This window comes from Polaromonas sp. P1_F8, from assembly GCF_056405635.1.
In genome coordinates this window covers 1,646,600-1,661,149 of sequence record NZ_JBFUBS010000001.1, presented here as the reverse complement: position 1 = coordinate 1,661,149, position 14,550 = coordinate 1,646,600, and the positions used below count along the sequence as shown (strand labels likewise).

Annotated in this window: 12 protein-coding genes and 2 tRNA genes; 8 read left to right on the top strand and 6 right to left on the bottom strand. The window is 60.8% G+C overall.

The genetic code is table 11. From position 1 onward, the window contains the following. Window positions 1–51 precede the first annotated feature (51 nt). Together AC1D1J_RS07885 and AC1D1J_RS07880 are read right to left on the bottom strand one after the other, a co-directional pair. A complete protein-coding gene (locus AC1D1J_RS07885) occupies window positions 52–555 on the bottom strand; it encodes an outer membrane lipoprotein LolB (protein WP_477694492.1) in 504 nt (167 codons plus the stop codon). Between the two features lie 32 nt (window positions 556–587). Then, window positions 588–2,360 (bottom strand): tetratricopeptide repeat protein, encoded by a 1,773-nt coding sequence (locus AC1D1J_RS07880; RefSeq protein ID WP_477687377.1) that lies wholly within the window; start codon window positions 2,358–2,360, stop codon window positions 588–590. Between the two features lie 119 nt (window positions 2,361–2,479). On the opposite strand from AC1D1J_RS07880, the gene mutM reads away from it, so the two are divergent. From mutM to mutY, 3 genes are all read left to right on the top strand, one after another. After that, window positions 2,480–3,295, top strand: a complete 816-nt coding sequence (gene mutM / locus AC1D1J_RS07875; RefSeq protein WP_477694353.1) for a bifunctional DNA-formamidopyrimidine glycosylase/DNA-(apurinic or apyrimidinic site) lyase — start codon at window positions 2,480–2,482, stop codon at window positions 3,293–3,295. 71 nt (window positions 3,296–3,366) lie between these two features. Then, window positions 3,367–5,343 carry a dynamin family protein gene (locus AC1D1J_RS07870; protein WP_477687379.1) on the top strand — a complete coding sequence of 659 codons (1,977 nt, stop codon included), beginning with the start codon at window positions 3,367–3,369 and terminating at the stop codon, window positions 5,341–5,343. Window positions 5,344–5,397: 54 nt separating this feature from the next. Further along, window positions 5,398–6,477 carry an A/G-specific adenine glycosylase gene (mutY, locus tag AC1D1J_RS07865; RefSeq protein ID WP_477694352.1) on the top strand — a complete coding sequence of 360 codons (1,080 nt, stop codon included), beginning with the start codon at window positions 5,398–5,400 and terminating at the stop codon, window positions 6,475–6,477. 54 nt (window positions 6,478–6,531) lie between these two features. On the opposite strand, the gene rapZ is transcribed toward mutY, so the two are convergent. Genes rapZ through AC1D1J_RS07850 form a run of 3 tightly spaced genes read right to left on the bottom strand, consistent with a single transcriptional unit; the run spans window position 6,532 to window position 9,935 of the window. Then, on the bottom strand, window positions 6,532–7,398 hold the full coding sequence (gene rapZ / locus AC1D1J_RS07860; protein WP_477687381.1) for an RNase adapter RapZ: 867 nt from the start codon (window positions 7,396–7,398) through the stop codon (window positions 6,532–6,534). Then, window positions 7,398–9,041 carry a DNA repair protein RecN gene (gene recN / locus AC1D1J_RS07855; protein ID WP_477694351.1) on the bottom strand — a complete coding sequence of 548 codons (1,644 nt, stop codon included), beginning with the start codon at window positions 9,039–9,041 and terminating at the stop codon, window positions 7,398–7,400. The genes rapZ and recN overlap by 1 nt, the downstream gene beginning before the upstream one ends. 18 nt (window positions 9,042–9,059) lie before the next feature. Beyond that, window positions 9,060–9,935: an NAD kinase gene (locus AC1D1J_RS07850; RefSeq protein WP_477687383.1), complete on the bottom strand. Its 876-nt coding sequence runs from the start codon at window positions 9,933–9,935 to the stop codon at window positions 9,060–9,062. Window positions 9,936–9,984: 49 nt separating this feature from the next. Between AC1D1J_RS07850 and hrcA the strand changes: the two genes are divergently transcribed. The 5 genes from hrcA (at window position 9,985) to greB (ending at window position 12,268) form a co-directional block, all read left to right on the top strand. After that, window positions 9,985–11,004: a heat-inducible transcriptional repressor HrcA gene (gene hrcA, locus AC1D1J_RS07845; RefSeq protein WP_477649605.1), complete on the top strand. Its 1,020-nt coding sequence runs from the start codon at window positions 9,985–9,987 to the stop codon at window positions 11,002–11,004. Between the two features lie 24 nt (window positions 11,005–11,028). Then, window positions 11,029–11,105 (top strand) — tRNA-Ile (locus AC1D1J_RS07840). A gap of 27 nt (window positions 11,106–11,132) precedes the next feature. Next, a tRNA-Arg gene (locus AC1D1J_RS07835) sits at window positions 11,133–11,209 on the top strand. A 193-nt stretch (window positions 11,210–11,402) separates the two neighbouring features. After that, window positions 11,403–11,657, top strand: a complete 255-nt coding sequence (locus AC1D1J_RS07830; RefSeq protein ID WP_477688570.1) for a hypothetical protein — start codon at window positions 11,403–11,405, stop codon at window positions 11,655–11,657. A gap of 44 nt (window positions 11,658–11,701) precedes the next feature. Continuing rightward, on the top strand, window positions 11,702–12,268 hold the full coding sequence (gene greB, locus AC1D1J_RS07825) for a transcription elongation factor GreB (RefSeq protein ID WP_477694350.1): 567 nt from the start codon (window positions 11,702–11,704) through the stop codon (window positions 12,266–12,268). Here greB and AC1D1J_RS07820 read toward each other — a convergent pair. Further along, window positions 12,265–14,511 carry a RelA/SpoT family protein gene (locus AC1D1J_RS07820; protein WP_477688572.1) on the bottom strand — a complete coding sequence of 749 codons (2,247 nt, stop codon included), beginning with the start codon at window positions 14,509–14,511 and terminating at the stop codon, window positions 12,265–12,267. The genes greB and AC1D1J_RS07820 overlap by 4 nt on opposite strands. Window positions 14,512–14,550 lie beyond the last annotated feature (39 nt).

Here is a 14,550-nt window from a genome sequence, read left to right as displayed (position 1 = left end):
GCGTGAAAGTACGGGAGGCCTTGCGGCGAAGCCGGGGCATTCACCCCGGAATTATTGGTCAAGGACCACACGCAGGTCGGCTGGGGGCGCTGGCTGCACCCGCCTGGCCGTGATGCGGCCTTCGGCGTAACGGGAAAGGTCTGCCGACCAGCCGCTGACGCTGGCATTGTCGCCCTGCAGCCAGGCAAAGAGCGCGGTCACCGGGACGGCCGCACCTGTCGCCTGGGCCATCAGCTCATCCACCGAAGAAAATCGCTGGATCTTGCCATTGCCTGAGTCGAGTACGGCTTCACCGGGCGACCAGCGGAGCACACCCAGCACGCTGCCCAAAGGACTGATCAGCGAGAGTTCGCCGCGCTCGGGTTGGCCCTTGAGCTCGAAGCTCGCCGAAAAAGACTGCACAGGTTCGCTTTGGACCTGCAGGCTGATACGGCCTGTCCGAAGCTCATTTTTTGAATCATTTGTGCCAGCAAGCCTTTGTGGCTGGGCGCAACCAGCTATTAAAAAAGGAGCAATAGCACAGGCGCACGCCAGGCCCAGACGGGCCAGGTACACACGCAGTGCAGGCGGCAGGATATGTATTCCCGTCACAGCTTCACGCGCAGGCGCTTGAGCGTCTCTAGCAGGGTCTCGTTTTCCGGACTCAGCAGCCGGCCTTCTTTCCAGATGGCCACGGCGCGGTCACGCTGGCCTGTGGTCCAGAGCACTTCGCCGAAGTGGGCCGCGATTTCGGCGTCGGGTTTGGCTTTGTAAGCAGCTTCAAAGATCTTGATGGCCTCCGAAGTGTTACCCATGCGGAATTCGACCCAGCCCAGGCTGTCCTTGATGAATGGATCGGAGGGCGCATATTCAAGCGCTTTGCGAATCAGATCACGCGCTTCCGGCAGGCGCACGCTGCGATCCGCAAATGAATAGCCCAGGGCGTTGTAGGCGTGGTGGTAGTCGGGCTTGAGCTGGATGACACGCCGCAGCAGACGTTCCATTTCATCCATCGAACCCAGCTTTTCAGCCATCATGGCCTGGTCGTACAGCAGTTCGGTTTCGTCGGGGTTCCTGGCCAGGGCTTGCGCCAGCACATCATGGGCCAGCTGGTACTGCTTGAACTCACGGAGCAGGCCTACTTCCGCGTTCAATTTCAGCCTTGCGTCTGCAGCGTTGCGTTCGGGGAGCTTGCGGATCAGCTGGCGTCCTTCTTCCAGTTTGCCCTGGCTGGCCAGGATAGAGGCGCGCCGGGTTTGGGCCTGGGTCAGGTCAGCGGAATTTTCAATCCTGGCCAGCCAGCTTTCTGCCGCCGCATAGTCCTTGCGTTTTTCGGCCAGTTGGGACAGCGAGAGGTAGGCCTGGGCCAGGCCGCGGTTGCGCTCGCCTTCGGCTGTTTGCTGCTGGGCGAGGGTGACGTAGCGCTCCAGCGAGGTTTGTGCCTGTGCCAGCTGGTTGTCCTGCAATTGCAGGGAGCCCAGTACCAGCCAGCCTTCGGGAAGCTCGGGTTTTTCGCGGGTCACCACTTGCAGCTGGGCGGCGGCTTCGGCGTAGCGCTGGGCATCCAGCAGCGCGCGGGCATAGGCCATCCGCACTTCGGGCAGGGCTTTGGCGTTGCCTTCAAAGTATTTGCGGACCAGATTTTCTGCTTCAGGCTGTTTCGGGTCCATCAGTTCCAGCCCGACCAGGGCCGGGCCTTCGGAGAGCGGGCCTGCAGCCTGTGCGCGCCTGGCTGCCGCAAGCGCGCCGTTGCTGTCGCCGGCGGCCAGCCGCATGCGCCCCACCGTGGTCCAGGCTGCACTGGCGGTGGCGGGACTGTTCAGGTAGGTGGCCAACGCTTCTTCGGTCACCGTGCTGGCCAGCTTTTTGTCGGGCACACGCGCGTAAATCCGAGGTACCGCAGTCAATGCCGCAGCGCGTTCCATTTCCGGAGCAAGCCGGATTTCGGTTTGCAGCGGTTCGGTCGTGTCGGCAATCCGGTTCAATGCCACCAGAATCTGCAGGACATAACGGTTTGCCTCGCGCGAGGCGGGCTGCTCTGCCTTCCAGGCCTGGGCTGCCTGCAGTGCGGCATCGCCAGAGCGCGACTGCAGTGCGATGTCCGTGGCGCGCTGGTAGAGCTGCGCATCGCCGGTTTTGCGGGCGGCGTCCAGCATGAGCGCAAATCCTGCGGCGGGCTCGCCCTCCTGCAGGGTCATTTCACCCACCAGCAGCTGGTAAAAAAGGGCGCTATCCAGCTGCGATGATGGAGTCGCTTCCTGTGCGGCTTTGGCCTCGACAAGCGTTGAGGGCGCAGCCAGGAGCGGTTCTTCGGTCTGCGCCAGGACCAGGGGAACAGCCAGCCACAGGCCGCTGATGGCAAGGCCAATTTTTTTCTTCATCGAACCATGATAATTGAAGCTTCCCGGCTGCGCTGCCGCTTTACGCCGCGGCCCTGAATCTTCGGCTGGCCCACCGCTGTCTTCTTGCGCCATGCAGCCGCACCCTTATTTACAAAACCATGCCTGAGCTGCCAGAAGTTGAAGTCACCCGGTTGAGCTTTGCGGACCGTATCGCCGGCGCCGTCATTGAGCGCGTCCAGATGGGCAAGCCCCTGCGCTGGCCGCTGGGCTGCGCGCCGCACAAGCTTGCCGGCCAGAAGGTGCTGGCGGTTCGCCGCCGCGGCAAATACCTTTTGGTGGACCTGAGCAACGGGCTGCTGCTGATCCACCTCGGAATGTCCGGCAGTGTGGCTTTTGGCGACGGTTTCCCCGCCTTGGGCAAGCACGACCACTTTGAAATGGCCACCAGCCAGGGCACTTTACGTTTGAACGACCCGCGCCGGTTCGGGGCTGTGGTGTATGCCAGCGATGAAGGTGCGCCTGCCGCCCAAAAGCTGCTTGGCCGGCTCGGCGTTGAGCCGCTGACTGACGCTTTTGACGCGGAAAGCTTTCACCAGGCGCTAAAACTGCGGCAAACGGCGATCAAGCAGGTATTGCTGGGCGGTGAGGCCGTGGTCGGTGTCGGCAATATTTATGCGTCGGAAGCCCTGTTCCTGGCCGGAATCCGGCCGACCACCCGGGCAAACCGGATCAGCAAGCCCCGCGCGGCCCTGCTCCATGGGGCGATCCGCCAGGTACTGGCCCAAGCTGTTACAAAGGGGGGGAGCACCCTGAGGGACTTCTCGAATGCGCAGGGTGAATCGGGCTATTTCCAGCTCGAAGCCATGGTTTATGACCGCGCTGGCTTGCCCTGCCGGGTGTGTAGCTCACCGGTGAAGACCCTCAGGCAAGGGCAAAGGTCCACTTTTTACTGTCCGAATTGCCAGAAACCTTGAGTCCGTAGACGCGCCAATGGTTCTTTCGGGTTGGCGATGCTATATTGACCGACACACTTTACGGTAGACCGATGTCTTTTAACGAACAATTTGACCAGCACGGCACGTGGCGGCGCGAATTTGCATTACGCCTGAAACTGCTTGCAGAGTGGATGAAGGACCATGACCTGCTGGATGCAGCGGTTGAGGAGCGCCTGCAGCGGCTCGAGTCACAGGTACGTTCCGACAAGGTCATGGTCGCCTTTGTGGCCGAATTCTCGCGCGGCAAGTCCGAGCTGATCAATGCAATCTTTTTTGCCGGTTATGGCCGCCGCATCATGCCGGCAAGCGCTGGCCGTACCACCATGTGCCCGACCGAGCTGGGCTACGACGCGGATGTGCCCCCCTGCCTGCGCCTGCTTCCCATCGAAACGCGCCTGCAGAAGCAAGCCCTCATGGAGTGGCGCGCGGTACCTGAAAAATGGACACGGATCGACCTCGACGTGAATGACCCGGCGCAACTGGCGCAGGCGCTCGAAAAAGTGGCCGAAGTCCGCCATGTCACCCAGGACGAAGCCCGCTCTCTTGGTTTCTGGCATGACAGCAGCCCGGAAGACAACCCGCGTGTAGGCGCTGACGGCCTGATAGAGGTGCCCAAGTGGCGCCACGCGCTGATCAATATCGCGCATCCGCTTCTCAAACAGGGCCTGGTCATCCTGGATACGCCGGGGCTTAATGCCATCGGCGCAGAACCCGAATTGACGGTGAGCCTGATCCCCCAGGCCCATGCTGTGGTGTTCATCCTGGCGGCCGATACCGGTGTCACCAAGTCCGACCTGGCCATCTGGCGCGAGCATTTGATCACCGACGGTGATGGCACCGATGCACGCCTGGTGGTGCTCAACAAGATCGACACCCTTTGGGACGCGTTAAGCACGCCCGAACAAGTACAGGCGCAGATCGACAAGCAGCGTGCAACATCTGCCGAAATCCTGGGCCTGCCTGAATCCCAGGTCATTCCCGTATCGGCCCAAAAAGGGCTGGTGGCCAAGGTCACGCGAGACAAAGCCTTGCTGGAGGCCAGCCACCTGCCTGCCCTCGAGCTGGCGCTGGGGCAGGGCGTGATGGGGCAGCGCCAAAAAATCCTGCGCACAGCGGTGTCGGGTGGTATCAGCGAACTCCGGACCGAAGCGGGGCGGGCCATGCACATCCGCCGGCGCGATCTGGCCGAACAGATGATTGAGTTGCGTGGCCTGAGAGGAAAGAACGTCTCGGTCATCAAGCACATGCGCAGCCGCATCGAGCAGGAGCAGGCTGAGTTCGACACCAGCGGCTCGAAAATTCACGCGGTACGTTCTGTCCACCTCAAATTGCTCCGTGACGTATTCAATCTGCTCAGCACTCCGACGCTCAAGGCTGAACTGGCCGAGCTGACGCATGCGCTAAAGCAGCCGGGCATCAAGCTGGGTGTCAAGAAGGCTTATGGCCAGACTTTTTCCCGCCTTCGCGAGGGACTGCAGAAGTCGCAGATCATGAGCAGTGAAATCCAGTCCATGTTGACTGCCTCCTTTCGCCAGCTCAATGCCGAGTTCAGTTTTTCGCTGCAGGCGCCAAAAGAGCCGGAGCTGATCCGCTATGAACACGACCTGGAGCAAATTGAGCGCAGCCATTTGCAATATCTTGGTGTGGGCAATGTTCTGAAACTTTCCCAGCCGGAATTTTCCGAGCGGCTGGTACGTGCCCTCGCCACGCGCCTGCGGGTGGTCTACGAATCCGCCCTTGGCGAAGTGGAGCTCTGGAACAAGTCAGCGGCATCGCAGCTTGATGCGCAGTTGCGCGAGCGGCGGCGCAATTTCGGCCGCAGGCTTGAAGCTATCGAGCGCATCCAGCAAGCGGCGTCTGGTCTGGATGAACGGATCGCTGAAATCGATATCCAGGAGCGCGTACTCGATGAGCTGGACAACAAGCTCACGGAGCTGACTTCCCATCTGATGGGCTCTTCGGCGCAGGCCAGGACGCCGGATGGTGCCGCTACTGCGGAAAATGCCGCGGTGCCCGAGGCTGCCTGAGCGTTGACGCGGTCGCGACCCACCAAGACCCCTTCGGGGCGGAAAGCGGTTGCAGTGAAGCAAACGGCCTCATGCCAGTTGCCCGGATTTTCCGGGGAAATTGTGCGCTGGCAGGCTTCGCACGGACGCAACAGCCTTCCATGGCAGAACACACGTGATCCTTACCGCGTGTGGCTGTCTGAAATCATGTTGCAGCAGACTCAGGTCGCAACGGTTCTGGATTATTACGCGCGATTCCTTTCGCGCTTCCCGACGGTGAAGGAGTTGGCTGCGGCTTCCGAAGACGATGTGCTGGGGCTATGGAGCGGGCTGGGATATTACAGCCGTGCGCGCAATCTGCACCGCTGCGCTCAGGATGTCGTGGCATTGCATGCCGGGCAATTCCCGGAGACAGCCGAGCAGCTCCAGACCCTGCCAGGCATAGGCCGTTCAACCGCCGCGGCCATCGCCTCGTTTTGTTTTGGTGAACGTGTTGCGATTCTGGATGGCAACGTCAAACGGGTGCTCACGCGGGTGCTGGGTTTTTCCGCCGATCTGGCCCAAAGTGCCAATGAGCGTGCGCTATGGGACACGGCTGCAGAGCTGCTGCCTGAGCAGGACCTGCCCGAAACCATGCCGCGCTATACGCAGGGACTGATGGATCTGGGTGCCACGATTTGCGTGGGCCGCCAGCCCCAGTGCCTGTTATGCCCGGTACAAAACCTGTGCCGCGGTTTTGCCGCCGGCGATCCCGGCAGGTATCCCGTGAAGACAAGAAAGCTCAAGCGCAGTGCGCAGGCGCTGAGTCTGTTGTGGGCGCAGAAGCCGGATGGTTCGGTCTGGCTTGAAAAGCGCCCCAGCCGGGGAATCTGGGGTGGGCTTTACTGCCTGCCGGTTTTTGAGAGTGATGAGGCATTGGCTGCGGATTTGCCGGCTTCCTTGCGGGAAAGGCTCGATCCACTGCCAGGTTTTGTCCACGTGCTGACACACAAGGACTTGCACCTGTCGCCGTGGATCGCAGGTTTTCGGGCCGGGCAAACCATGCCCAGGTCTCTGGTTTCGGATGAACGGCCCGGTGCGTGGTTCGGCCCCGCCGAATGGCCTGCACTGGGGCTGCCCGCGCCTATACGCAAACTGCTGGAACGGGACGCCTAGGCCGCTGACCGCGGTGCCCGGGGGATGAAGCCCCCGCGCCAGCTTTGTTTGGGGTCAAGTGGCATCAAGCTCGCGGTGCCGCTTCAGCGTTCGCCATTGCTGGCCGAAAGCTGCGGCCAATTCCTCGACAAGGTAGACGGATCGGTGTTGGCCCCCGGTGCAGCCGATGGCCACGGTCACATAACTTCGGTGGTCACGTACCAGCGCATGCAGCCAATGACTGAGAAATTGCTCGATATGACGGAACATGTCACCCACTTCCGTATGGGTCTTGAGATAGCTTGCCACGGCCTCATCAAGCCCGGTCAGGTGGCGCAGGCCCGACTCATAGTGAGGGTTGGGCAGCATGCGAACGTCAAACACGTAATCCGCGTCCAGCGGCACGCCGCGCTTGAAGGCAAAGGACTCGAACACCAGCGTGAGCTGGGTGCTGGGAGCGGAGATCAGCGACTTCACATAGCCTTGCAGCTGGGATGAGCGGATCATGCTGGTGTCGAGCACGTGGGCCTGCTCGCGCATCTCACCCAGCAACTCCCGCTCCAGCTCTATGGCGTCTACCAACGCCCGGTGCTGGTCGGAGGCGTCGATGCGCGACAGAGGGTGAAGCCTGCGTGTTTCGGAAAAGCGGCGCACCAGGGTCTCGGTGTTGGCATCCAGGAAGAGGGATTGCACTGCTACGCCGGAAGCGCGCAACTGCCGCAGCTGCTGGGGCACCAGGGGAAGCGAGACTGCGCTTCGCACGTCCATGGCAATGGCAACTTTTTGGGCGCCGTGCTGCTGCTCCAGTGCGACGAAGGGCGTCAGCAATTCCGGCGGAAGGTTGTCCACGCAGTAATAACCGGCGTCTTCCAGCGCATGCAGGGCAACCGATTTTCCGGAGCCCGACATACCGGTGATAAGAACCATTTCCAGTGCTGCCATCACTGCCCCAGCATTTCCTTGGCATGGGCCAACGTAGTACCGGAAAGCCGCTCGCCGCCGAGCATGCGGGCGATTTCAGCCACGCGCTGTTCCCCATTCACATGGTCTACGGTACTGAGGGTGGTGCCGTTTTCGGCTCGCTTGGCAACGACAAGGTGCTGGTCGGCACAGGCTGCTACCTGAGGCAGGTGGGTGACGGCCATAACTTGCCGGTCTTTACCCAGTTGTTTCATCAGCCGCCCGACGGTTTCGGCCACGGCTCCCCCCACGCCAGAATCAACCTCGTCAAATATGAGCGTTTGTGCCTGCCCCAACTGGCTGGTGGTGACGGCGATGGCCAGCGCGATGCGCGACAACTCGCCGCCGGAAGCGACCTTGCCCACGGGGCGGGGCGTGCTGCCGGCATGGCCCGCTACCAGGAACTCGGCTTGCTCCAGCCCGTGCTGGGCTGGTTGCTCAAGTTTGTTAAGCGCCACGTCGAATTTTCCGCCCTGCATGCCGAGGCCCTGCATGGCCTGGGTAATGGCTTTGGCGAGTTTTGGGGCAGCTTTGCCGCGCGCCTTCGACACCTGGCCGGCTTCATCCAGGTAGGCTGACCGTGCCTGGTTTTCGTTTTTTTCCAATTGAACCAGATCGGTGGCTTCGTCGAGCTTGTGCAACTCGGCCCGCCAGGAGGCCAGCAATTCAGGCAGTTCGGCTGGAGTGCGTTTGTAGCGCCGCGCCAGGCTGACCCACAGCGAAAGACGTTCGTCGAGTTCGGCCAGCCGTTGGGGTTCCAGCTCGGCATGCCGTGCATAGCCGTTGAGCGAATGCACCGCATCTTCCATTTGGGCCAGAGCGCCATTTAACACTTCGAGGATGCTCTTGAACTCGGGTTCGATGTGTTCCTGGCCTTGCAACGATGCAATGGCCCGTCCCAGGAGTGCAGTGGCGTTCTCGTCGGACTCCTGCAATACGTCGACGGCGGCCTGTACGGCATCGCGCAGAGCCTGCGCGTTGGACAACCGCCCATGCTGGGCATTCAGCTCGTCCCATTCGGCGGCCCCGGGTGCCAGCTTGTCGAGTTCGCCGATTTGCCACGCCAGCCGCTCGCGTTCGCGCTGCAGGCTGTCTTGTGCTTCGCGTGCGTCATTCAATGTTTTCTGGGCGAGCCGCCATTGTTGCCAGAGGCGTGACAACTCGCCGGTAGATACTTCCGCATAGGAGTCGAGCAAGCCGCGTACCGCGTCGGGGCGGGTCAGACTTTGCCACGCATGCTGGCCGTGGATGTCCACCAGCTGGTCGGCGATGTCCTTGAGCTGGGTGGCTGTTGCCGCGCTGCCATTGATCCAGGCGCGGCTTTTACCTTGCGCGTCTATCGTGCGCCTGAGCAGCAGGGTTTCGCTGCTGTCGAAGCCGGCTTGTTCCAGCCAGGGGGCCAGGCCGGCGGGGCTGTCAAACTCTGCGCTGATTTCGCAGCGTGCGGCGCCTTCGCGAACCACGCCGGCATCGGCTCGGGCGCCCAAAGCAAGCTGCAGTGCATCAATCAGGATCGATTTGCCCGCACCGGTTTCACCGGTGAGCACCGAGAAGCCGCCGGACAAATCCAGCTCAAGCTTGTGGACGATGACGAAGTCGCGAAGCGATATGGTTTTGAGGCTCATAACTTGAATCCTGGCCGGTCAGGCCACGCCTTCGTTCCAGTGCAGCTTTCTCCGGAGCGTGTCGAAATAGCTCCAGCCTTTGGGGTGCAGGAAACGCATTTGGTGTTCGGAGCGCCTGACGGTGATGCGGTCGCCATGCAACAGACTTGCCAGCGACTGCATGTCGAAGTTGGCGCTGGCGTCGCGGCCAGAGACGATTTCAATGGTAATTTCGCCCGAGTCCGACAGCACAATGGGCCTGTTGGACAAGGTATGCGGTGCAATCGGCGCCAACACCCAGCCGGCAATCGATGGGTGCAGCAAGGGCCCGCCCGCTGAAAGGGCATAGGCCGTGGAGCCGGTCGGCGAGGCGATGATCAGGCCATCTGCGCGCTGGTTTGCTACAAAGCGGCCATCCACCTCCACACGGAGTTCCACCATGCCGGCGGTCGCTCCGCGGTTCACCACAACGTCGTTCATGGCGGTAGCGCTGAAGACGCACCTGCCGTCACGCACGACCTCTGCCTGCATCATCCAGCGTCGATCTTCTTCATACTCGCCACCCAACATGGGGATGAGTGTGTTCTGGTAGTCCTCAAAGGCGATGTCAGTGATGAACCCCAGCCTGCCCTGGTTGATACCCACCAGGGGGATGCCGAATTGGGCCAGTAGCCGGCCTATGCCCAGCATGGTGCCGTCGCCTCCCACGACGAGGGCGAGGTCGCACTGGGCACCTATGCCAGCTGCGTCAAGGGTCGGGAACCGGGTCAGGCCGGTGTTGCTGGCGGTGTCCTGTTCGATCGCCACCTCGCAACCCTGGGTGCCCAGGAAGTGCGCGATCTCCTCCAGTGCTGACCGGGAACCCTGTGCGTGGTACTTGCCGATCAATGCGACATGGCGAAATTGCGACTTCATCGGCAAATTACATCACAACATGGCAACCGAAGCTTCGTAGAATGGCACCATGCTTGATGATCGTGCCCGATTGCTGCTGAAAGCACTGGTTGAACGCTACATTGCCGATGGACAGCCGGTGGGTTCGCGTACGCTCTCAAAAGCTTCCGGCCTTGAACTGTCTCCGGCCACCATACGCAATGTGATGAGCGACCTGGAGGAGCTTGGCCTGATTGTCAGCCCGCACACCTCGGCAGGGCGCATTCCCACAGCGCGGGGTTACCGGCTCTTTGTCGACACGATGTTGACCACCCAGCGCGACTCCTTGTCGTCGTCGGGCCATATCGGTGCGCCGCGGCTGGCACCTGATCAGCCTCAAAAAGTGCTCAGCAATGCGGCACACATGCTGTCGAGCCTGTCGCAATTCGTGGGCGTCGTCATGGCGCCACGCCGGACGTCGGTATTTCGCCATATTGAGTTTCTGCGCCTGTCCGAAAAACGTTTTCTGGTGATCATCGTCTCGCCCGACGGCGATGTGCAAAACCGGGTCATCTTCACCGAAGCGGACTACACGCAGTCCCAACTGGTCGAGGCGGCCAATTTCCTCAATTCGCATTACGCTGGCATGGCGATCGAAGAGGTACGAGAGCGCCTGAAGAACGAGGTGGAAGCCCTTCGCGGTGAAATTGCCACGTTGATGCAGGCGGCGGTCAAGGTCAGCTCGGAGGCCATCGAGTCGCGCGACGAGGTGGTTATTTCCGGCGAACGCAATCTGCTGGCCGTCAGCGACTTTTCCGGTGACATGGGTAACCTGCGCAAGCTCTTTGATCTCTTCGAGCAAAAGGCGCAACTTATGCGGCTCCTCGATGTTTCGAGCCGCGCCGAGGGAGTCCGGATTTACATCGGCGGCGAAAGTCAGGTGATTCCGTATCAGGAACTGTCTGTGGTGACGGCCCCTTATGAAGTCGACGGACAGGTCGTGGGAACCCTGGGCGTGATAGGGCCCATGCGTATGCCCTACGAAAAAATGATCCAGATTGTCGACATCACCTCCAAGCTGGTGAGCACCGCGCTGAGCCACAGCAAGTAGGCCCTTACAATCGATCTCTTGAGTGGGGCGTTAGCTCAGTTGGTTAGAGCAGAGGACTCATAATCCTTTGGTCGAGTGTTCAAGTCACTCACGCCCTACCATTTAAATAAGCTATAATTTGAGGCTTAGCGGCTGTAGCTCAGTTGGATAGAGTACTTGGCTACGAACCAAGGGGTCGTGGGTTCAATTCCTGCCAGCCGCACCACTTTCTTAAGTGATTTCAATAGCTTAGAGGCTCATCCCTCTAGGCTATTTTTCTTTCCGGAGGCCGCTTTTAGGGGCCTTTTTCATACCGTTGTCAGCGCGATAGTGGTTTTCCTGGGGCTGGGCGGCGCCGGACGGGCTGTACGTGCAACAAGAGCTCCGCTATTCTGGAAGCCTAATTCCGGAGGAGAAACATGGGATCACTGAATGTCGAGGACCACGGCGAGTGGCTCAGTTTTGGCTTGTCGTACGCGGGTAGCACCATTCCCGTCAGGATTTCGCGCGAGGCAATGGAGGAGTTTTTCGGCGCCATGCCTGGGCCGGATTCCCTGAAGAAAGCGTATGAACAGGATGCTGAAATGATTCACGCCCGGGCCGCTGATCTGGTTGTGGCGGGCGTGAGCTACACGCCTGAAAATCCCCTCGTGCTGAAAATGGAAGATTTTTAGAGACATTCACGGCCGGCAGCCATGAATGCTATGGTGGCCGGAGCATGAACAAAGCGTTTACTAAAGAAAGCGAGCCGGAGGACGACGAGCCGACGCTCGCGCCCCTGCCTGCAGGTGGAAAAAACTACATCACGCCGCAGGGCTATGAGCATCTGCGCAGCGAACTTCTGGACCTGATCGACAGCGAACGTCCCAAAATGGTGGAAATCGTTCATTGGGCTGCCAGCAATGGAGACCGCTCCGAAAACGGCGACTACCACTACGGCAAAAAGCGGTTGCGGGAAATTGACCGGCGTATCCGGTTTCTGACGCAACGACTGGAAATTGCGGAAGTCAGCAACCCGTCGGTGCATCACGGTCGCGACCAGGTGTTTTTCGGCGCGACAGTGAGCTATGCCGACGGCGAAGGAGTCGAGCGGGTCGTGACCATTCTTGGCATTGATGAAGCCAACAGTGCCCTCGGGCAAATCAGCTGGATATCTCCCGTCGCCAGGGCATTACTTAAATCGCGTGTCGGCGACGAGGTGAGTCTCGTGACCCCGCAAGGCGTGCAGACGCTTGAAGTGCTGAAAGTGAACTACCCGGCGCCGGACAAATCGGCTGCAGATTAACCGGACGACTTGGCGCGTTGCACCCGCAGCACGGAGGGTGTGCGTTTCACGCTGCGCAAGGCGGAAGCCAGGTGGATGCGGTCGCGCACTGCCACGCCGAAGCGCAGGTCCGTGGCGTCATGCGAAGGCTCTTGCCCCATGTCGACATGGGTAATGTCCGCTTCGGCGCTGGCCAATGCAGCGGCAACACGCGCCAAAACCCCCTTTCCGTTGGAGACGGTGACCAGGAGGTTTGTTTCAAACGTCCGCACAGGCTCGTCGGACCAGTCCACGGCGATAAAACGCTCGCTGTCACGGTGCTGCAGTCGCTTGGCGACAGCGCAGTCATCAGTATGTATCACCAGACCTTCACCGCGGCCCAGGTAGCCCACGATGCCGTCGCCAGGAATCGGGCGGCAACAGGGGGCAAACTGCACGGAGGCGCCTTCACTTCCATCGATTACCAGCGCACCTTGCGACACTGACTCATGGGCGGTGTAGCGCTCACGGCTCATGAGCAGGGCATTGGGTTTTTCACCGGTTTCGGCAAGCAGGGTGACGATGCGTTTGGCCACCATGCTGGCGATCCGTTTGCCCAGTCCGATATCGGTCAGCAGATCGGCACGTGACCGGTTGCCGGTAAAGCGCAGGATCTTTTCCCAAGTGGCGTGGTGGGCTTCATCGTCGTCGGGGAGGCGCTCGCGTTCGATGCCCTCGGCACGCAGCGCCTGTGCGAGCATTTTTTCGCCCAGGTCTTGCGACTCGGACAGCGCCATGGTTTTCAGGTGGTGGCGTATTTTGGAGCGGGCTTTCCCCGTGCGTACAAATCCCAGCCAGCCGGGGTTGGGGCTGGAGACCGAGGCCGTGATGATTTCGATCACGTCGCCGTTATGCAGCTCGGACCGAAGCGGCACCTGTTCGCCGTTGACTTTGGCCGCCACGGCGCGGTGCCCCACGTCACTGTGAATGGCGTAAGCAAAGTCCACGATGGTCGCGCCACGCGGCATGGCCATGATCTGGCTTTTCGGCGTGAACACATAGACCGCCTCGGGAAACAGGTCAATCTTGACGTGGTCCCAGAACTCGGCCGCATCGCGTGTTTCCTGCTGGATGTCGAGCAGCGATTGCAGCCACTGTGTCCCCAGTCGCTGCGAAGCGTCGCCGTCTGGGTCGGTGGCCTTGTAAAGCCAGTGCGCCGCGACCCCGGATTCCGCCACCACGTGCATGGCTTCGGTGCGCATCTGGAACTCGATGTTGGTACCGAAGGGGCCAACCAGTGTGGTGTGCAGTGACTGGTAACCGTTGATCTTCGGGATTGCGATGTAGTCCTTGAACTTTCCGGGCAGGGGTTTGTAGAGCTGGTGCAACACCCCCATGGCTGTGTAGCAGGCCGTCAGGTCTTTCACGATCACCCGAAACCCATAGAGATCGGTCACCTGGGCAAACGAAAGGTGCTTTTCATCCATCTTGCGGTAGATGGAATACAGCGTCTTTTCCCGCCCGGAGATCAACACCGGCACGCGAGCGCTGACAAAGGCCGATTCGACCTCTCCCTGCACCCGCTTGATCACATCGCGCCGGCGGCCGCGGGCCTTCTGCAACGCCTTGGTCAAGGTGGCGTAGCGCCAGGGGTGCAGGTGCTGGAAGGAAAGGTCCTGCAATTCCCGGTAGGTCGTATTCAGGCCCAGGCGGTGGGCGATGGGCGCGTAAATGTCCAGGGTTTCGCGCGAGATTCGGGTCCATTTGGCGCGCGGGACATCGCCCAGCGTGCGCATGTTATGCGTCCGGTCAGCCAGCTTGATCAGGATGACCCGCACGTCGCGTGCCATGGCCAGCAGCATCTTGCGGAAAGACTCAGCCTGGTTTTCCTCCCGGGTGTTGAATTCCAGCTTTTCGAGTTTGGTCAGCCCGTCCACCAGTTCAGCCACCGGCGCGCCGAAACGCTCGATCAGTTCAGGCTTGGTGACGCCGCAGTCTTCAATGGCGTCATGCAGCAGGGCGGCCATGAGCGCCTGTGCATCCAGCTTCCACTCGGCGCATTGTTGTGCGACGGCGATAGGGTGGGTGATATAGGGTTCGCCGCTGTTGCGCAGCTGGCCCAGATGGGCCTCATCGGCAAAGCGATAGGCGCGGCGGACGTTGTCAATGTCGGCAGCGCTCATGTAGTCGAGTTTCGCCGTGAGCGCAGCAAAGCTTGCCGCTGCTGCGTTGGCGGCGGCGGGGGTCGACTTGCTGGAAACAACAGGCGAAAGCATGGCGCTCATGCCTTAAATGTATCGCGGCATGAATAAATCATGAAAAAA